The organism is Aeoliella straminimaris, assembly GCF_024054565.1.
Lineage (GTDB): Bacteria > Planctomycetota > Planctomycetia > Pirellulales > Lacipirellulaceae > Aeoliella > Aeoliella straminimaris.
The window spans coordinates 15,331-33,669 of record NZ_JAMXLR010000078.1 but is presented as its reverse complement, the minus strand read 5'-3'; the positions used below and the strand labels follow the sequence as shown (position 1 = coordinate 33,669).

Annotated in this window: 15 protein-coding genes; 12 read left to right on the top strand and 3 right to left on the bottom strand. The window is 60.2% G+C overall.

The features are described 5' to 3' along the window. The first annotated feature begins 144 nt into the window (after nt 1–144). The 11 genes from NG895_RS23760 (at nt 145) to NG895_RS23710 (ending at nt 12,927) form a co-directional block, all read left to right on the top strand. Nucleotides 145–756, top strand: a complete 612-nt coding sequence (locus NG895_RS23760; protein WP_252855043.1) for an REP-associated tyrosine transposase — start codon at nt 145–147, stop codon at nt 754–756. A gap of 1,269 nt (nt 757–2,025) precedes the next feature. Then, a complete protein-coding gene (locus tag NG895_RS23755; RefSeq protein ID WP_252855042.1) occupies nt 2,026–3,051 on the top strand; it encodes a helix-turn-helix domain-containing protein in 1,026 nt (341 codons plus the stop codon). 332 nt (nt 3,052–3,383) lie between these two features. Beyond that, a complete protein-coding gene (locus NG895_RS23750; protein WP_252855041.1) occupies nt 3,384–3,995 on the top strand; it encodes a DUF2513 domain-containing protein in 612 nt (203 codons plus the stop codon). Nucleotides 3,996–4,254: 259 nt separating this feature from the next. Then, nucleotides 4,255–5,835, top strand: a complete 1,581-nt coding sequence (locus NG895_RS23745; RefSeq protein WP_252855040.1) for a glycosyltransferase — start codon at nt 4,255–4,257, stop codon at nt 5,833–5,835. A 4-nt stretch (nt 5,836–5,839) separates the two neighbouring features. Then, the gene (locus NG895_RS23740) at nt 5,840–6,730 is read left to right on the top strand and encodes an HAD family hydrolase (protein ID WP_252855039.1); all 891 of its coding nucleotides are present in this window, start codon (nt 5,840–5,842) and stop codon (nt 6,728–6,730) included. A gap of 190 nt (nt 6,731–6,920) precedes the next feature. Next, nucleotides 6,921–8,195, top strand: a complete 1,275-nt coding sequence (locus tag NG895_RS23735) for a glycosyltransferase family 4 protein (protein WP_252855038.1) — start codon at nt 6,921–6,923, stop codon at nt 8,193–8,195. 64 nt (nt 8,196–8,259) lie between these two features. Then, a complete protein-coding gene (locus tag NG895_RS23730; RefSeq protein WP_252855037.1) occupies nt 8,260–9,987 on the top strand; it encodes an alpha-amylase family glycosyl hydrolase in 1,728 nt (575 codons plus the stop codon). 79 nt (nt 9,988–10,066) lie between these two features. Then, the gene (locus NG895_RS23725; protein ID WP_252855036.1) at nt 10,067–11,287 is read left to right on the top strand and encodes a glycosyltransferase family protein; all 1,221 of its coding nucleotides are present in this window, start codon (nt 10,067–10,069) and stop codon (nt 11,285–11,287) included. A 58-nt stretch (nt 11,288–11,345) separates the two neighbouring features. Continuing rightward, the gene (locus NG895_RS23720; RefSeq protein ID WP_252855035.1) at nt 11,346–12,131 is read left to right on the top strand and encodes a 3-keto-disaccharide hydrolase; all 786 of its coding nucleotides are present in this window, start codon (nt 11,346–11,348) and stop codon (nt 12,129–12,131) included. Nucleotides 12,132–12,201: 70 nt separating this feature from the next. Then, nucleotides 12,202–12,549, top strand: coding sequence for a hypothetical protein (locus tag NG895_RS23715; RefSeq protein ID WP_252855034.1), 348 nt, complete (start codon nt 12,202–12,204; stop codon nt 12,547–12,549). An 87-nt stretch (nt 12,550–12,636) separates the two neighbouring features. Then, nucleotides 12,637–12,927: a hypothetical protein gene (locus NG895_RS23710; RefSeq protein ID WP_252855033.1), complete on the top strand. Its 291-nt coding sequence runs from the start codon at nt 12,637–12,639 to the stop codon at nt 12,925–12,927. Between the two features lie 175 nt (nt 12,928–13,102). On the opposite strand, the gene ppdK is transcribed toward NG895_RS23710, so the two are convergent. Further along, a complete protein-coding gene (ppdK, locus tag NG895_RS23705) occupies nt 13,103–15,784 on the bottom strand; it encodes a pyruvate, phosphate dikinase (RefSeq protein WP_252855032.1) in 2,682 nt (893 codons plus the stop codon). A gap of 198 nt (nt 15,785–15,982) precedes the next feature. Here ppdK and NG895_RS23700 point away from each other — a divergent pair, with 198 nt between their 5' ends. Further along, complete coding sequence (locus tag NG895_RS23700; RefSeq protein ID WP_252855031.1) at nt 15,983–16,651, top strand: CPBP family intramembrane glutamic endopeptidase; 669 nt, start codon at nt 15,983–15,985, stop codon at nt 16,649–16,651. On the opposite strand, the gene NG895_RS23695 is transcribed toward NG895_RS23700, so the two are convergent. Beyond that, complete coding sequence (locus NG895_RS23695) at nt 16,600–17,472, bottom strand: glycoside hydrolase family 16 protein (protein WP_252855030.1); 873 nt, start codon at nt 17,470–17,472, stop codon at nt 16,600–16,602. The two genes, NG895_RS23700 and NG895_RS23695, sit on opposite strands and share 52 nt — an antisense overlap. 75 nt (nt 17,473–17,547) lie before the next feature. Beyond that, nucleotides 17,548–18,240, bottom strand: a complete 693-nt coding sequence (locus tag NG895_RS23690; protein WP_252855029.1) for a DUF2461 domain-containing protein — start codon at nt 18,238–18,240, stop codon at nt 17,548–17,550. Nucleotides 18,241–18,339: the final 99 nt, after the last annotated feature.

Below are 18,339 nucleotides of genomic sequence, written 5' to 3'. Positions count from 1 at the left end.
GTGCCACTGCTGGCTTGTCGACGGTGGACCCATGGAGTGAGTCGGAGCGGCTAGTTGGGTCAAACACGGGCCGCCACGATATCCCGTGACCAGCAGTGTGCGTAAGGCTTAGCGTGCAACTCGCCACGGTGTTATACTCACGGCATGTCCTCCGCCAAGCCTCATCGAAAACGAGTCCGGCACTTCGACCAGCAGGGCGAAATTCACGAGTTGACGTTCTCGTGCTACCACCGGTGGCCCTTGTTGGAGGACGACTGGCGGCGGGAACAGCTATCGCAATCGATCGAGCGAGCGATGGCAAGTTACCACTGGCGTCTGGCAGCCTTTGTCTATATGCCGGAGCACGTCCATTTGCTGGTGCTGCCGACGGCACCAGGGGCCAAAGTCGACAAGCTGCTGTTTGCGATCAAGCGGCCGTTGAGCTATCGAGTCAAGCAACAACTGCGGGCCGACAACGACCCGCTGGTGCAGCGACTTACGGTCAGGCAAAGGCCGGGCAAGACGACCTTTCGATTTTGGCAGGAAGGTCCAGGCTACGACCGCAACATTCGCTCGGCTGAAGCCTTGCAGGGATCGATTGAATACATTCATCTGAATCCAGTACGTCGTGGCCTGGTCGACAAAGCGATCGAGTATCCGTGGAGCAGTGCTCGCTGGTATGCTGCCGAAGGCCCAGAGCAAGACGTACGACTGCCGAGGCTATCGGCCGTGCCACCAGATTGGTTTGCTGGAGAATCCGACTTTACGAGCTACTGAGGCTTCCCACAGAGCACTGCTGGTCCTCTGCAAACTGGCGAACCAGTTGAAAACGGTGTGACATACTGATGATTCGAAAAAAGCAAACGTCGACAAGCCAGCAGTGGCACCCGTGGGCCAGAGCCGATCCTTGATCGCTATGATCAAACGCACTCGATTTCTGCTTTAGAATTACTGAAATTAGGATGGACTCCATTTTCTGAATGGAAGCGATCGGGCAAAGATTGGTGGCATGCAGTTGAAGTACAGGGGTGTGATACGGGTTGCTCTAGTATCAGTGACGGGTACGCTTCAGATATTTCGATTGGGGATGATGGCACAGTAACTTGGAAGTGAGGTCCATGAGAGTGAGACCGCTCATATCACGCATTGGTACAAAGTCGCAGATGTAATTTGGGTAGACACTATGATTGAGGAGGGACCGTCGTTCGGTGGGCAATTAGTTGGGGTTTTCGTAGTTTCACTGACTGGTATCCCTCCCACACTCCTTTTGTTGTCAATCAATGTGCCAAGACGGCTTTCTTGCGGGATCACACTCAAGGAACTTCTGTTCGTTACTTTCCTCGTTGGGATCCTGTCTGGTGTAATCGCTACATACACATCCACTAGATCAGAGATTAGGCAATTGTGTTTGTGTTATCTGATCGCCGGTGGAGTCTGGTGGTTGCTATTGGCGGTGAGATTGCCAATCAATACCCTAACGTCTCCCACTGGTAAAATCGTTTTCATCACCTGTCTTGTGTCGGCCGGTTTCCTTGGCCCACACTTGATGTTGTACATACAAGTTTATTGTTGGTGGAATCTCGACGACCCGTGGCCAATTTGGGTTGTGGCGAGCACTGTTGGGCTAGCACTTGGATATCTGTCCGTGGCTTTTACTTCAGTTCTCATTTGGTCTAGAGCGCAAGGTGCCGTCTGGTCCAAAAACTAGGGGAGTTAAAGGGGACATTCTACTTATTGGGCAAAGTAGAATGTCCCCTTTAATTGGCACTGCCTTCTTTGTTTCCTTCGTTGCCTTCTGTTTCATGATCTCTGTAGGCCTGCCGTAACTGCGCGGGGCTTGTTACGGCCTACGGTGCGGGGGATCAATGACCGCGGAGCGGTCGGACAGGTGTTCCCACGCGGAGCGTGGGAACGAGGGATATCCACGTGAAAACTCGGCGTTTCTGCTTGGTTTGTGCTCATTTTTTTACACTCTGCGGGGTATAACGGGGATGCAGCATGAAGTGTACGCATGTTTACATTCCTCGAGAGCTGGAGAACCGAAAAATGGCACGACCACGAGTGTTGGACGATGTGAAAAAAGGTGAAATCACCGCGCTGTTATCGGCCGGGATGAGCATGGCCAGCATTGCTCGCTACGTCGATTGCGATCGGAAGACGATCAAGCGGGAGCGCACGGTTGACGAAGATTTCGACCTCCGCGTGCGGAGGGCGGAGATGGCGGTGCAGCTCAAGCCGCTGCAGGCCATCCAGCGGAAGGCGGACACGCACTGGCGGGCGGCGGCTTGGTTGCTTGATCGGCAGGAGAAACGGCGTTTGGAGCGGCAAGCGCGACGGGATGCGGCCAATGCGGCCGATAAGGTGACGCTCACGCGCGTGGAACTGGTGAAACTCGCCGGGCAGGTCAAAGATGCGGTGCTGAACGCCGCCGTGTTTCGCGAGGACGAGGCGTACCTCGGCCGGAAGATCGATCAGGCGTTCGTGAACCTGGTGCCGGAGCTTTCCGCCACGCCGGGGGAAACCCTGCCACCCTACGAACCTGTTTGGTCGCCGAGAGATTATGCGCCGGGGGAAACGACCAGCGACTTTGCCACCAGCGATGCCGCGACGGATGCCGCCCATGCCTCTTCAAACGATGCTTCCGACGCCTCTTCCAAGGATGCCGCACCAAATCCTTCCGTTGCACCGCCTGAGGCTGAGCCGGAGACGTTGCCGCCGATGGATGGGCCGGTCGCGTCGCCGAAGTGGGTTCCGCCGCGCGGACAGACGTGGCAGCAGTCGGCCAGGAATCTGGAGAAGCTCAACCCGGCGCGGTACGGCAAGCGGCCAGCGCCCGGCCCGGTGGTCGATTGGGAGGCGCTGCAGAAATTTCGCGACGACTTGATCGGGGTGATCAGGAAACAACGCGCTGAGTCAACTTCTGCATCGGCCTCGGAACCATGCGGGGAACAACGCGGGGGGACAAACTCTTCGGAGTCGTTACAAACGTCGGAAAAAGCAGCGGTTTGCCAGACGTCGCCAACGAAAGGGCCAGGGAGTTTTGGGCCCACGAATCTAGATCCCGGAAGTTGACCCAAAACCAACGAGCCGCAATAGCCGGACCGCCACGCGGTCCGCGAGATTCCTCCTGTTGACGTTGATGGTGGGGGCCACCGTCTGGCGACGGTAGCTACGGGGAATTTGTGCGCGGGTTGCGAGTTTTGGTGCTGGCGGTGCTAGCAGGAAACGCTAGCTGTTAAACCGCTATTGACCCTCGATCGCTATTCGGACGAAGATGTCTGCCGCTTGGCGCTGGCCCGATGTGGCGGAGCGCCGCCCCCCCGTATTCACTTGGCCGACATCGCGCCCCGCCGCGGCATGTTGGCGACCCACCCCGTCTTGTGTGCAAATGGAGGTGCACCCCGATGAAACGTGATATCGACTTGTGTCGGCAACTGTTGTTCGATCTGGAAGCCCACGGAACCGAATGTGCCATTAACGTCCTGCGTAGTGGTTTGGCCAACGAGGCCGACGATCGCCTGCGCTACCACCTGCGATTGCTGGTGGATGCGGGCCTGGTGAAGGACATCGAGCGGGCCACCAATGGTTCGACCTGTGTCCGGTTGACCAACGCCGGCATCGAACTGCTCGAGCTGTGCCGCAGCGATGCTCGCTGGCGCGATGCCAAGACCGTGGTGCTGGAGCGGACCGGCGGTCTGTCGCTCACGGTGATCCGCACGGTATTGACCAAGTGGGCTGTCGAGTCGGCCACGCTGGGCTACACTCGCGTGCCGCGTCGCGCGTACCGTCCCTACTACCGCCGGGACGAAGCGATGCGTCGGTTGAACGGCAATCAGTACGACCGCAACATCGTGGAAGTGGAAGACGACCTGCGTCTGGTCCGGACGGCTCCCGACTATCGCGAGCGTGCCGATTGGCGCGAGCGGCTGTACGATACCGACTACTACTACAACGGCACCGAGACGGACGCCATGGAGCCGAACGTTGGCGTTCAGCTGCCGATCTACTTGGTATAGTTGCGAAAATCAGTTGAAACTCCACAACGAGGAACCGCTTCTTAGGGGCGGTTCCTCGCTGTTTTTTTAAGGCGAGTTGAACATCTTGGCCGGATGGGGGAAGATAGTAGGGCATTGCAAGCTGCCCTTGCTGCCCCCCCAGACTTTCGACAAGCCGAACTAATCGCACTGGCGCTGCCCCCCCAGATGCCCGTTTCGTCGTGGCCTCTTTGGATGGCTAGAGTGAGAAGCTTCGGTTTGCCATAGCGCGATTCAACCCATGCAAGTCGTATTCGTCCACTATCACCTGAACGCCGGTGGCGTGACGCAGGTGATCGTCAATCAACTTCGTGCCCTTGCCCAACTCGAAGCGAATCAGCGGCCCCAACGCGTTGGAGTGTTGTACGGAGGTCGCCACGAAGGTTGGCCCCCCAAGCTGTGGGAGGACATCCAGTCGGGCTCGCTGGTGCCGTTCGACGAAGTGCTGATGCCGCTGGAGTCGTTGGACTACTCGCTGCTGCCCAATCTGTATGAGGAGCAGCTGGCGGACGCGGTGGCGGAAAAGCTCGCCGAGCAGGGTTTCGCGCCCGACGATACCTTGCTGCACATTCACAATCACTCGCTGGGCAAGAACATATCGTGGCCCGGGGCGGTGAAGCTGCTGGCCCAGCGGGGTTACCGGCTGCTGCTGGAGATTCACGATTTCGCCGAGGACTTCCGCCCGGCCAACTACCGCCACCTGGCCGTGGCCTGGGGCACGGACGATCCGCAGAAGATTGCCGTCCGGCAGTATCCTACCGGCGCCGGGGTTCACTACGCCACGCTCACCAGCCGCGACCGCGAGCTACTCTCAGAAGCCGGCGTGCCGACCGAGCGGTTGCACACGCTGCCGAACCCCGTGGCGGAATTCCCAGAACTTAAATCACGCGACGAGGTGGGCGCCAAGGTCCGCCGAGAGCTGGGCATCCCCGAGTCGTCGCGCCTGGTGGTGTATCCCGTGCGAGGTATCCGCCGCAAGAACCTGGGCGAGATGCTGCTGCACGCAGCCATCAGTCCCGAGGATACCTGGCACGCCTTGACGCTGGCGCCGGAGAACCCGCTGGAGCAACCCTCGTATCAACGCTGGCAGGCGTTGTCCGAGTCGCTCGAACTGCGTTGCCTGTGGAACACCTGTGGCGGTGGCACGTCGCAGTTCCTGGGCGTGCTGGCCGCCGCCGACGAGATGATCACCACCAGCGTGGCCGAGGGCTTCGGCATGGTGTTCCTCGAAGCACCGATGGCCGGCAAACCGCTCATCGGCCGCGATCTGCCCGGCATCACCCGCGACTTCAAGTCGTACGGCATCCAGTTCCCAGGGCTGTACGAATCGCTGCAGATTCCGCTGGAGCTGATCGAGCAACGGGCCAGCCTGTCGGAGGTCATGCAGATTGCCTACCAGTGGGCCTGCGAAGCCTACGCGGTGCCGACGGCCGAGGAGTCGAAGGTCACGGGAACCATCGACAAGGTGATGTCGGACAACTCGGTGGATTTCGCGCTTCTGCCCAGCCGGTTCCAGGAGCAAGTGATTCGCGCGGCCGTGAACGATCCCAGCGGCTTTCGCGAGCAGTTGTTCGCCGCCAACCCTCAGCTCGAGTCGCAACTCTCGGCAACCGCCCAGACCACCGAGGTCATCGAGCAGAATGCCTCGGTGGTGCGCGAGCGGTACTCGCTGGACGCTATCGGCCGGCTGTTGGGCGAGACCTACGCCACGGTGATGGCGGATCCGCCACCCAGCGATATTCAGCCAGCACCGGGCGGGGCGAGGATTCTCGAGCACTTTTTGAATGTCGACCGCGTGCATGCGATCCGGTTCGAGGAGTAGCTGCGTGACGCCTGCCGATATCATTCGTCAAAACAGCCAGCCGCTCGAGCCGCTGCCCACCGACACGACACCCAAGACGCCGGTGATCGAGGGCATCCGGGCGGTGCTGTTCGACGTGTACGGCACGCTGTTCATCAGCGCTAGTGGCGACATCAGCCTGACCAGCGGAGCCAGTCGAGGCGACGCAGCCGCGGAGGCGTGCGAGGAAGCGGGGCTGGTTCTCACCTGCTGCGTGGGCGACGACATCGTGGCCATGCTGCACGACGAGATCAAGCGTCAGCATGCGGCCTCGGAGTATGAGTATCCCGAAGTCGACATCCATCAGGTGTGGCGCCAGGTGCTCGCGCGGCTGCCAGAGAATGGCTCGATCGACTACACGCTGGAAGACGTGGAACTAGAGCGACTGGCCGTCGAGTACGAAACTCGAGTGAACCCCGTCTGGCCGATGCCAGGACTGGTTGACTGCCTTGCGGAAATTCACAGTGCTGGGCTTACGCTTGGCATTGTGAGCAACGCGCAGGCGTTCACACGCGAGCTGTTTCCCGCGCTGGGTGGCAAGTCGCTCGTGGAGTTTGGCTTTGCCGATGAGCTTTGCGTCTGGAGCTACGAGCACCTGCAGGCGAAGCCGGGGCGGTGGCTCTATGACCGCGCGGCCGAGGCACTAGCCAGCCGTGGCATCGCGCCGGGCGAGACGCTGTACGTTGGCAACGATATGCGGAACGACGTAGCACCGGCGGCCGCCGTGGGGTTCCGGACCGTATTGTTTGCTGGCGATGCGCGCAGTCTGCGGCTTCGCGAAGGCGATGCCCTGGTGGCCGGAGTGGTGGCTGACGCGGTAGTAACGGATTTGCGGCAGATTTTGCCTATTTTACGCCTTGCCCCTGAAGCAACGTAGCTTACATTTGAGTCGATCGATGCTCCCCCGCGTCGAGAGCATCGTGTGCGTCGCCCCCGTTGATCGTTGGCTTGGTGGACCGAGTCAGCGTCTCCAGGCAGTTCGGGTGTGGCGTTTGCCTTGCTTGGCTGCGTTGCACCGTCGCCAAAGAGTTTTTCGCTACACTGCCACCACTAAGACCTTCAGTGCTATGTCGCAACTAGGCCACAACATAGGCTTCGTTGGTACCCGCTTTGCGGGCACCGACGGTGTCTCTCTCGAGGCAGCCAAATGGGCCAAGCTGCTGTGGGACCACCGCCACGTGAGTTACTGGTACGGCGGCAAGCTGGACACCAGCCCCGAGATCAGCATGCTGGTGCCGCACGCTTACTTTGGTCATTCCGACATTCAGTGGATCAACGAGCGGTGCTTCGGACAGGTTTCGCGCGATCCGGAAGTTAGCCGCCGCATCTTCGCACTGGCCGACCACTTGAAGCGAAAGCTCTACGACTTCACAAGGAAGTTCGAGATCGAAATTATCATCGTGCAGAACGCGATGACCATTCCGATGAACATTCCCCTGGGCGTGGCAATTGCCATGTTCGTCGCCGAAACGAACTTCCCGACCATTGCCCACCATCACGACTTTTACTGGGAGCGCGACCGGTTCAGCGTCAACGCTTGCGGCGACCTGTTGCGAATGGCATTTCCTTGCACGCTGCCATCGATTCAGCATGTGACGATCAACTCCGAGGCCCAGCGGGCGCTCTCGCACCGCCGCGGGGTGTCGTCGATCCTGGTGCCCAACGTGCTCGACTTCGATACGCCGCCGCCGGGCATGGACGACTTCAATGCCGACTTCCGCGAATCGATTGGCATCGAGCCCGACGACATCCTGTTCCTGCAACCCACGCGCGTCGTGCCTCGCAAAGGCATCGAGCACGCCATCTCCCTGATTGGTGCACTTAAGAACCCGCGTTGCAAGCTGGTTATCTCGCACGAGTCGGGCGACGAAGGCGACGAATACCTGCACGCACTGCAGGAGATGGCAGAGAACCAGGGAGTGCAACTATTGTACATTCCCGAACGCATTGGCGAGGAGCGGGGCTACAATGAGAATGGCCAGAAGGTCTACTTGCTGTCGGACGCTTACTTGCACGCGGACATTATCACCTATCCGAGCTTGTATGAGGGTTTCGGCAACGCCTTGATCGAGGCCTTTTACTACCGCAAGCCGGCCCTGGTGAACCGGTACTCGATCTTCGTCAGCGACATCGAACCGCGCGGTTTCGATGTCATCACGATGAACGGCTACCTGACGCGGGATGTCATCTCCAAGGTGCGGCGCTTGATCGAGGACACCGAATACCGCGAGAATATGGTGGACACGAATTTCACGCTCGGCAAACGGTTCTACAGCTACGCCGTGTTGCGACGGAAACTGCGAACCTTGATCACGAATCACACCGGTATGGACGACCTGTAGCCTTTGCTGCTGGACTGTAGCAAAGCGTTAGCGGCCCACGGCCGCACTGACCGAAAGGAATGCGATGGACGACCAGGGCACGCGACCCACTTTGCTCGATCGCTTGACAGTTCTCTACGGAGATCGGGCAGCGGAACTCGAACCGCAGTTGCAGGCGCTCGTCGACGAGTACCGTACGGACGAGTCCGCCACTGGGCCGCCCTGGAGCGAGCGGGATGTGGTGCTCATCACCTACGCCGATCTGCTTCGCAGCCCCGACGCCACGCCATTGGCAACGCTTCGGCAGTGGCTCACCGACAGCCAACTCGATCGGCTGCTCGCGGTGGTCCATCTGTTGCCGTTCTGTCCCTACTCGTCGGACGACGGTTTTTCGGTCATCGACTATCTGGCCGTCGATCCCCAGGCGGGCACTTGGGACGACATTGCCCGACTCGGCGAAGTGGTCGACTTGATGTTCGATCTGGTGCTCAACCACATCTCGCAGCAGAGCGAGTGGTTCCAGAAGTACCTGGCAGGCGAGGAGCCGTATACTCGGTTCTTCGTCGAGGCTGATCCTTCGCTCGACTTATCGGAGGTAGTGCGGCCCCGAAGTTTGCCGCTCCTGACCGAAGTGGAAACATCACGCGGCCCGCGGTGGGTATGGACCACGTTCTCGGACGATCAGATCGATCTGAACTATGCCGAGCCCGAAGTGTTGCTGCGAATGTTGCGGATGCTGCTGGAGTACGCCAAACGCGGTGCGCGGATCGTCCGCCTCGACGCGATTGCATTCTTGTGGAAGGTGGTCGGCACCAACTGTCTGCACCTTTCGGAGACGCACGAAGCAGTGAAGTTGATGCGCGACGCCACCTCCCAGGCGTTCCCCAGCATGCTGGTGCTTACCGAAACCAACGTGCCGCACAAGGAGAACGTCAGCTACTTCGGCGCCGGCGACGAGGCCCACATGGTGTACCAGTTCAGCCTGCCACCGCTGTTGTTGGACGCCCTGGTGAATCGCGACGCGGTTTACCTGCGGCGGTGGCTCGAAACGCTCGATCCGCCGCCCGCCGGTTGCACGTTCTTCAACTTCACTGCCAGCCACGATGGCGTGGGCGTGCGGCCGCTGGAAGGGTTGGTGCCCGATGAACGATTCGATCGCGTGGTCGAGGCCGTACGGGCGCGGGGGGGCTTGATTAACACCCGTCGCCGACCCGATGGCACCGATACTCCGTACGAACTGAACATTACGTACGTCGACGCCACTTCGCCCACCGAGCGGGGCGAGACGCCAGACATTGCGCTGCACGCCCAGCGATTCCTCGCCACCCAGGCGGTGATGCTCGCACTGCCGGGCATGCCGGCGGTGTACTTCCATAGCCTGGTTGGTTCGCAGAACGACTACGCGGGCGTCGAGCAAAGTGGCATCAACCGCCGCATCAATCGCCACAAGTACGACTTGGCAGAACTCGAGCAGCATCTGGCCAACGACGGATCCCTGGCCGCCCGTATCCATGCCGGCTATCGGCAGTTGCTTGCGGTACGCACCAACCACGCGGCATTCCATCCCGACGCACCTTTGACACTGTTGGACGCTGGCCACGATTCCGTTCTGACTTTCGAGCGGTCCAGCATCGATGGCAGCCAACGAATCGTGGTGCTGGCGAATTTCGGCGACGCCGTGGATTTGGATCTTTCCAGCTTTGTGGCCGATTGCCGCACGCTTCGCCCGCTGCTTGAGGACGCCGGTGGCCCGATTCCCAGTGGCGACTACGCACTTCCTGGCGGTTCTTGTGCGTGGCTGCTGGTCGAATAGCCAACCGCCACTAATCTCGGGTATAATCCAGCATGCACATCGCATGCGAGTTTCCCATGTCTGGCGAAAGGATACAGGCGTGCCCGATTTTGCTCAGTACGGCCCGATTACCACGATTCACGAGTTAGGAACCGTGGATCGCGATGCCCTGGAGGCTAAGCTCTCCCGGAGTGTCCGCGAATCGCCCATTGGGCTGTTGCTGCCCATCACCGCTTCGGACATGCAGGCCGAACCGTTTGCCAACATCATTGGCAAACTGACCGAGGCCAACTTCATCGACACCATTGTCATCGTGCTCAACCGGGCCGATTCGGTGGAGGACTATCGCGCCACCCATGCTATTACCAAGCAACTGGGCGAGCGCGCACGCATCCTCTGGACCGACGGGCCCCGGGGCAAACAACTGTTCCACGAGCTGACTGAGGCTGGCTTCGACGTCTCACGGGCCGGCAAGGGCAGGGCGGTCTGGACCGGTTTTGGCTACTTGTTGGCCGATCCGAGACTCAAGGCCTACGTCCTGCAGGACTGCGACATTGTCAATTACGACAACGATATGCTGATGCGGCTTTGCCTGCCGATGGCCCACCCGAGTCTCGACTTCGATTTCTGCAAGGCCTACTACGCCCGCTGCACCGATCGAATGCACGGCCGCGTCGCTCGGCTGCTGATGACGCCGATCACGCGGGCGATGATTTCGGTGCTGGGCAGCGACAAATTTCTGGTCTTCGTCCGTAGCTTCCGCTATCCGCTGGCGGGCGAGTTTGCCGTGGCGGCGACGCTCGCCCGCTCGAATCGCATCCCCTGCGACTGGGGGCTGGAAGTCGGCACGCTGGCCGAAGTGTTTCGCAATACCTCGCCCAAGCGGGTGTGCCAGGTCGACCTCGGCCGTGCTTACGAGCACAAGCACCAGCCGCTGTCGCTGGAAGATCGCACCCGGGGTTTGATGGGCATGGCCAGCGACATTCTGACCAGCATCCTCCGCACCCTGATGAGCCAGGGCATGGTCGTCACGCGGGGCCACTTGCTCTCCATCCGTAACAGCTACCTGCGTTTGGCCCAGGACGCCATTCGCCAGTACCACGCCGACGCCCTGCTCAACAACCTGGAGTACGACCGTCACGGCGAGGAGATGGCCATCGAGGCATTCGCCGAACAGATTACCGCGGCGGGTGAAATGGTGTTCACTGATCCTTCCGGTGCCTCGGCATTGCCGACGTGGACTCGCGTTGTAGCGGCGCTACCCGAATTCTCCGCCCGCTTGCGCCAGTGCGCCGACGACGATCTGGCGGAGTACTCCTGAGCACCATGCAATTACAATAGAGACTTTTCTTACGACTCGACACTCTGGAGCCTGAACCATGCCTCGCTCGTTTGCTCTTCGTTTATTGTCCCTCGGCCTGGTCCTTTCGATTGCGGCGGTAGCCGTCGCCGAAGAAGAGTGGCGGCCGCTCTTCAACGGCAAGAACCTGGACGGCTGGACCCCCAAGATTCGGTATCACAAATCAGGCGAGAATTTTGGCGACACCTTCCGCGTGGAAGATGGCATCCTGAAGGTGGGCTATGACCAGTACGAGAAATTCGATGCCCGATTCGGTCACTTGTTCTTTAACGAAGAATTCTCCCACTACAAGCTGCGGGTCGAGTATCGCATCGTCGGCGAGCAGCTTGCTGGTGGCGCCGGCTGGGCCACCAAGAACAGCGGCATCATGATCCACGGCCAGAAGCCCGAGACCATGGCCCTCGATCAGCAGTTTCCCGTCTCGATCGAAGTACAGCTCTTGAGCGGCCTGGGCAAAGGTCCTCGCCCAACCGCCAACCTCTGCACACCCGGCACTCACGTCGAGATGGACGGCAAGCTGCACACCCAGCACTGCACCAGCAGTACCTCGCCCACCTTCGACGACGAGTGGGTGACCGTAGAGCTCGAGGTCCACGGCTCCGGCGTCATCAGGCACTTTGTGAACGGCAAGCAGGTGATCGAGTACTCCAAGCCCCAATACGACCCGAGGGACGCCACGGCCAAGCAGTTCGTCAAGAATCGCGACGGCAACCTGCTGATCGACAAGGGCACCATCTCCATCCAGTCCGAAAGCCACCCGGTAGAGTACCGGAAGATTGAGATTCAGGAGTTGGATGAGGAGTGACCAGAAGTAGTTTGGCCGAGATAGGTTTCGCGCCGCTTGCGGCGTTGAAGATCAGAGTGAGCCAAAGCAAATGCCGCACGACCTTCTTGCAGCCACCGACATGCGACCGCACCTTGCGTTGGCAACCGCTGTGTTGGCCGCTGGGGTACTGGTGTTGTGGTTGATTTCGAAGTCGTCGAAGAGCTCTGAGTCTCCCAAACGCAGTTGGGCGCCTTTTGTGGCCCTCGCTGCCGGGCCGCTGGTGGGGTTGGCGTGGTGGCTTGTATATCTGTTTCTATTCGCGCCCAATGCCTACGTTCTCCCTGCAGATGCCCGGGCATCGCTTACCGCCCACCTGCTGATCGGTACTTTTGTCGGGCTGGTGGTTGCTGTGGTGCTGGGCCTCGTGGGAGTCGTGTCGAATCCGAAGCGGACCTGAACGCTGGTTTCGCCGGGGAGCTAGAGCCGAGTGAGCTTCGCACCGATCTCCAGCAAAAGCTAAGTTGGCGGATGGAGGATACTCGAAGTGGAATATCGACTCTATCGAGGTGACTGCCTGCTCGGCGTGCTCACGTCTACTGACCGTGATTGCACTTGGTACAACGGCACCTTTGAGGCTCGGTCGGAGTTCGAGGAGTTACGCTCGCTGTTCGAGCGGGAACAGGCACTGCTGAACGAAGACCGCATCGAGGAGTGGGGGGAGGTTTGGGATGGGATCATGGCACTCGGCCTCCGACTGGAGGACGCGGCCACGCAAGCCGACATCCACGAGTTCCTGCTGCACATCGACGGATCGCAGGCATCCTGGCGGTATTGAGTCAGGTTCGAAGCCGTGACTCCCGCGACGCTAGAAAACCGATTATTCGAGTACAATGAGTGGTGCTGCTCCACAAAAAAACCTCCGCCGCAACCGGTGGGTCGCGGCGGAGGTTCTGGGTTTCTTTATCTCCTCAATTCATCTCTCTCCAAGCGGGAGAAGAGCTTGTTGAGGCTCACTCGCCGTTCAGGGCAGCCTGAGCGGCGGCCAAACGGGCGATGGGCACGCGGAACGGGCTGCAGCTCACGTAATTGAGGCCCACCTTGTGGCAGAACGCGATGCTGGCGGGGTCGCCACCGTGTTCGCCACATATGCCCAGCTTCAGCTTGGCGTTGGTTTGGCGGCCCTTCTCGACTCCCATGGCAACCAGCTGACCCACGCCCGAGGTATCGAGCGATTGGAACGGGTCCTTCTCCAGCACTTCCTCATTGAGGTAGTCGGGCAAGAAGCTGTTGATGTCGTCGCGGCTGTATCCGAACGTCATCTGCGTCAGGTCGTTGGTGCCGAAGCTGAAGAAGTCGGCCTCGGTCGCGACCTCGTCGGCCGTAAGGGCCGCACGCGGAATCTCGATCATCGTGCCAATCAGGATCGGCAGCTTACCGGTGTACTTCTTGGCCGCTTTGACCTCTTCGATGGTCTCTTCGGCAATCTTTCGCAGCATAGCGAGTTCCTGCACGGTGCCGACCAGCGGGATCATGATCTCGGCCTTGGCGTCGATCTTCTTCTTCAGGCAGTTGATCGCTGCCTCGGTGATGGCGGTGACCTGCATCACGAGAATCTCGGGGTAGGTCACGCTCAAGCGGCAACCACGGTGACCGAGCATCGGGTTGTGCTCGTGCAGCTGCGAAACGCGGCTCTTGATCTGCTTGGTGGAGATGCCGGTAGCGTCCGAAACCTCTTTTTGGCTCTTGGCATCATGCGGCAAGAATTCGTGCAGTGGCGGATCCAGCAGGCGGACGGTAACTGGCAGGCCGTCCATCGCTTTGAAGATGCCCTCGAAGTCCTTCCGCTGGTACGGCAGCAACTTCTTGAGTGCCGCTTCGCGGGCCGGCTTCTCTTCGGCGAGGATCATCTCACGCATGTGAATGATCCGCTCGGGCTCGAAGAACATGTGCTCGGTGCGGCAAAGGCCAATGCCTTCGGCTCCGAACTTGCGGGCTCGCTTGCTATCCTCAGGCGAGTCGGCGTTGGTGCGGATGCCAAGCTTGCGGTACTTGTCCGACCACTTCATCACGGTTTCGAAGTCGCCGCCCATCTTAGGCTCAACCGTGCCGAGTTCGCCGCCGTAGACTTCGCCCGTGGAGCCATCGATAGAGATGACGTCCTTGTGGGTGAAGGTCTTGCCGCCGACCTTGATCTTGCGACCCTTTTCGTCGATTTCGATCTCGCCGGCGCCAGCCACACAGCACTTACCCCAACCACGGGCCACCACGGCCGCGTGGCTGGTCATGCCGCCGGTGCTGGTGAGAATGCCGGCGGCGGAGTGCATGCCATCGACGTCTTCGGGCGAGGTTTCCTTGCGGACCAGGATCACCTTCTCGCCGTTGTGGGCGCGCTCCACGGCTTCGTCGGCGGTGAAGGCCAGCTTGCCGAAGGCGGCGCCAGGCGAGGCGGGCAGGCCTATCGTAAGGGGCTTTTCCTTCTTCTTGGCGGCCGGATCGAACGATGGCAGCAACAGCTGAGTCAGGTCGTTGGGCGGAATGCGAAGCACACCGGTCTTTTCCGTGATCAGCTTCTCCTTGACCATCTCGCAGGCGATGCGAACCGCAGCAGCACCAGTACGCTTGCCGGTACGGGTCTGCAGCATGTAGAGCTTGCCCTTCTCGATGGTGAACTCGATGTCCTGCACGTCCTTGTAGTGCTTCTCGAGCTTGGTTTTGATCTTCATCAGCTCGGCGTGCACCTTCTTGCCGATCGTCTTGTCAGCGTCGCACTTCCACTTGGGCATTTCGGCCACGGGCTGCGGGGTGCGGATACCGGCCACGACGTCTTCGCCCTGGGCGTTCACCAGGAACTCGCCGTAGAACTTGTTCTCGCCGGTCGAGGGGTTGCGAGTGAACGCGACACCGGTGCCGGAGTCGTCGCCCATGTTGCCGAACACCATGCTCTGGACGTTCACGCCGGTGCCCTTCAGGCCGGTGATGCCTTCGATGCGGCGGTAGGAAATCGCCTTGTCGACGTTCCAGCTCTTGAACACGGCCTCGATGGCCAGTTCCAGTTGCCCCATCGGATCTTGCGGGAAGTCTTGCTTGGTGTGTTTCTTATAGACCTTCTTGTAGGCTTCAACCAACTCAACCAGGCCTTTGGTCGGCACTTCGTTGTCGAGCTTCACACCATACTTCTGCTTGATCTTGCTGAACGCTTCCTCAAAGTGCTCGTGGTGCACTTCCATCACGACGTCGCCGTACATGTTGATCAACCGGCGGTAGGCGTCGTAGGCGAAGCGCTCGTTGCCCGTGGCGTTGGCCAGGCCGACCACCGACTTGTCGTTGAGGCCCAGGTTCAGAATGGTGTTCATCATGCCGGGCATCGACATTGCAGCGCCCGATCGAACGCTAACCAAGAGCGGATTTTCGGTGTCGCCGAATTTCTTGCCGGTTTCCTTCTCCAGCGTCTTCACCGCTGCTTCGACATCCTTCATCAGCCCGGTGGGCATCTTCTGCTTTTCTTGGTAATACTTGTCGCAGCACTCGGTGGTGATGGTGAAGCCGGGAGGCACGGGCAGACCAATCGAGGTCATCTCGGCCAGGTTGGCACCCTTACCGCCGAGCAACTGCTTCATCGAGCCGTCGCCGTCGGTCTTGGTCTTGCCGAAGTAGTACACCATCTTCGCACTGGAAGCTTTCTTCTTGGCCATGCCTGGATAGTCCTTGGTCTTGTGCCGGAAATACTGGTATAGGGTTGTATGGGCCTCGCCGTGAGGCTTGGGGGCTCGCTCGCGATGGCCGCATCGCCCCCGCGTGCCCCAAACGATTGTGTCGAATCGGTCAATGTAGCGGTGCGTTTGGCCGTTCGTCAAGCGTCTAAACCTCCCCGGGTGTGCCACCTGCCAGCCATGTCAACCACAAGTCAACCCGATGCTCAGAAGTCCTCGTTTCTGGGCCTGGCAATCGCCTTCGAACTCACCCTGGCGGTGGTCGGCTGGCTCGTGGCATGGCTGGGCGGGGTGCCGCTGGCCAGTTTGATGCGGCCCCGCGAGGATTTGGCGGCCGCACTCGGCTGGGGGGCGGCCGCCACGCTCCCGTTGTTGGTAATGCTGGTAGCCACACTACTGTGCCAGTGGCGGCCGATTGCCTGGCTGCGGCGCCTGGTGGGCCGGTTCGTCCGCCTGGTGTTTGGCCAAGCCCGCTGGTGGCAATTTGCGGCTGTCTCAATTGCCGCTGGGGTGGGCGAGGAGGTGCTGTTTCGAGGGGCCATCCAGCCCGTCGCAATAGCCTATGCCGGCCACCTGTTCGATCCGACGATCGGCATGGTGCTGGGGCTGGTGATCGCCAGTTTGCTGTTCGGCATGGTGCATGCCGCTAGTTGGAGCTATTTCTGGCTGGCCACGCTGGTGGGGCTGTACTTTGGCTCGCTAAGCCTGTGGCGGGAAGAGATCCTCAGCGCCATGATCGCTCACGCGGCCTACGACTTCCTGGCGCTCACCGCCATTTCCCGTGGCTGGTTTGTGCGTCACCGCCCACTGTTTTCGCTGCCACGCCGCTCGGATTCATCGGCCCGCTGATAGACGCGTACGTAGTCCACTTCGTAGCGCCCTGGCATCTTGGTGTCGGACGGATCGCCGCCGCGGGTGCCGCCGACCGCCAGGTTGAGCAACAGGTAGTGCGGCTGGCGAAAGGGATTGTTGCGGGTGCCCATGGTGCGGTCGACCTCGGCCAAATCGATGGTGTTTAGCTCGCGATCGTCTACCGAGAGGATGATCCGTTCGGCATTCCAGTCCATCCGCCAGATGTGAAACTCCTTGGCCCAGCCGTCGTCGAACTCCTTGAGTGGCACGGTTACCTCATCCCACTTCTGTTGGTAACGCTTCTTCCCCTGCCAGCAAGCATTGGCGAGGATCGAGTGGTCGTAATACTCCATGATGTCGATCTCGCCCCCGCCTGGCCAACCGCCGCGCCGTCCGAGCGTCCATATGGCGGGCCACAGACCAGGTCGGGCGTCGATGCGGGCGCGGATCTCGAACACGCCATATTGCCATTCATGGAGACCGGACGTCTGGATGCTGGAGGAAGTGTAGTGGACCACGGGGTCGACTCGTCGCCAGTCGGAACTGCCTAACTCGTACTTGGGGTTAGCGACGTCTTCTTTACGGGCTTCGATCACCAGCAATCCGTCGTTGCACGTGGCGTTCTGGGGCTGGTACCACTGCGCCTCGAAGTTGCGGACCAGTCCCCTCTCGTGCCGCCAGTCGTCGTCGCTGGGCGGTCCGTCTTCGTTGAACTCGTCGGCCCACACCAGCTTGTATCCCTCCGGCGGTTCGGCCCAGGAAACGGCGGGGGAGATAACGGCACAAAGTGCGAGGCAAACTGCAATTCGCAAGAGCATGGCGTTCGATCCTGGACAGGAGGTGGTGGTGGGTTCGGCGATCACAGCGCAGCGGTGGGGCGGCACGCTATGTTCCTAGTAGTCAACCCCGACGGCCTCGCATAGGAACTGCATGTATTTGCGAGTCGACCGGAAGTAATCGGCTGTCAGCTTGACCAGCGACTTGTCGAACAGGACATCGTGATCCAGGTTGGCCACGGCGATGTGGTCCTTGCGCTTCAGATCTTCCAGCAACGGATGATCAATGCCGTAGCCCCGCGGCGGACGTTTCAGGCTGTCGCCTGCCAGTTCGAATCGGTTGCGAAAGGCCTTGGCATCGCGGGCCCGCTTCCAGTCGGTGGGGTACTCGTCGATGGTCTCGCGGATTGCCCGCAAGCTGTCCGAGTCTGGATGCCAGACCCCGGCGGCGACAAACACGCTATCGGTGTCGATATGGAAATAGAACCCCGGGGCGTGGACGTCCTTGCCAAGTTCGTGACGGAACTGGATGCCGACGTTGGTTTTGTAGGGTTGCTTGTTGTTGCTGAAGCGGATGTCGCGATGGATTCGCATCAGCGACCCCCCCATCTTCTTCGGGACGGCCGTAAAGTGGGGCGAGATCTTCTGAATGGGCCCCGCCATGGCTGCAATGTAGGCGAGTGCCGGCTCACGCAGTTCTTTCTCGTACCGGTCGCGATTGGCGTCGAACCACTTGCGGTTGTTGTTGCGTGAAAGCTCTTCGAGAAAGTGCAGCAACCCCAGCGAGAATCCAGCGAATTCAGCAGGCATACGAGCATTCCAGGGAGAGATGAGCATGGCGGCGGTTGCCGCCATTGTTGCTCATGTGTCCCGGATTGCAAGCAGCTTGTTGGAATCGATCTGGCGTAG

What these genes read in the sequence shown, in the direction of transcription:
- NG895_RS23700 (WP_252855031.1), top strand. Translation starts at nt 15,983, where the DNA reads ATGTCAACCACAAGTCAACCCGATGCTCAGAAGTCCTCGTTTCTGGGC.
- NG895_RS23750 (WP_252855041.1), top strand. Translation starts at nt 3,384, where the DNA reads ATGAAACGTGATATCGACTTGTGTCGGCAACTGTTGTTCGATCTGGAA.
- NG895_RS23715 (WP_252855034.1), top strand. Translation starts at nt 12,202, where the DNA reads ATGCCGCACGACCTTCTTGCAGCCACCGACATGCGACCGCACCTTGCG.
- NG895_RS23745 (WP_252855040.1), top strand. Translation starts at nt 4,255, where the DNA reads ATGCAAGTCGTATTCGTCCACTATCACCTGAACGCCGGTGGCGTGACG.
- NG895_RS23760 (WP_252855043.1), top strand. Translation starts at nt 145, where the DNA reads ATGTCCTCCGCCAAGCCTCATCGAAAACGAGTCCGGCACTTCGACCAG.
- NG895_RS23735 (WP_252855038.1), top strand. Translation starts at nt 6,921, where the DNA reads ATGTCGCAACTAGGCCACAACATAGGCTTCGTTGGTACCCGCTTTGCG.
- NG895_RS23730 (WP_252855037.1), top strand. Translation starts at nt 8,260, where the DNA reads ATGGACGACCAGGGCACGCGACCCACTTTGCTCGATCGCTTGACAGTT.
- ppdK (WP_252855032.1), bottom strand. Translation starts at nt 15,784, where the DNA reads ATGGCCAAGAAGAAAGCTTCCAGTGCGAAGATGGTGTACTACTTCGGC.
- NG895_RS23720 (WP_252855035.1), top strand. Translation starts at nt 11,346, where the DNA reads ATGCCTCGCTCGTTTGCTCTTCGTTTATTGTCCCTCGGCCTGGTCCTT.
- NG895_RS23690 (WP_252855029.1), bottom strand. Translation starts at nt 18,240, where the DNA reads ATGCCTGCTGAATTCGCTGGATTCTCGCTGGGGTTGCTGCACTTTCTC.
- NG895_RS23755 (WP_252855042.1), top strand. Translation starts at nt 2,026, where the DNA reads ATGGCACGACCACGAGTGTTGGACGATGTGAAAAAAGGTGAAATCACC.
- NG895_RS23695 (WP_252855030.1), bottom strand. Translation starts at nt 17,472, where the DNA reads ATGCTCTTGCGAATTGCAGTTTGCCTCGCACTTTGTGCCGTTATCTCC.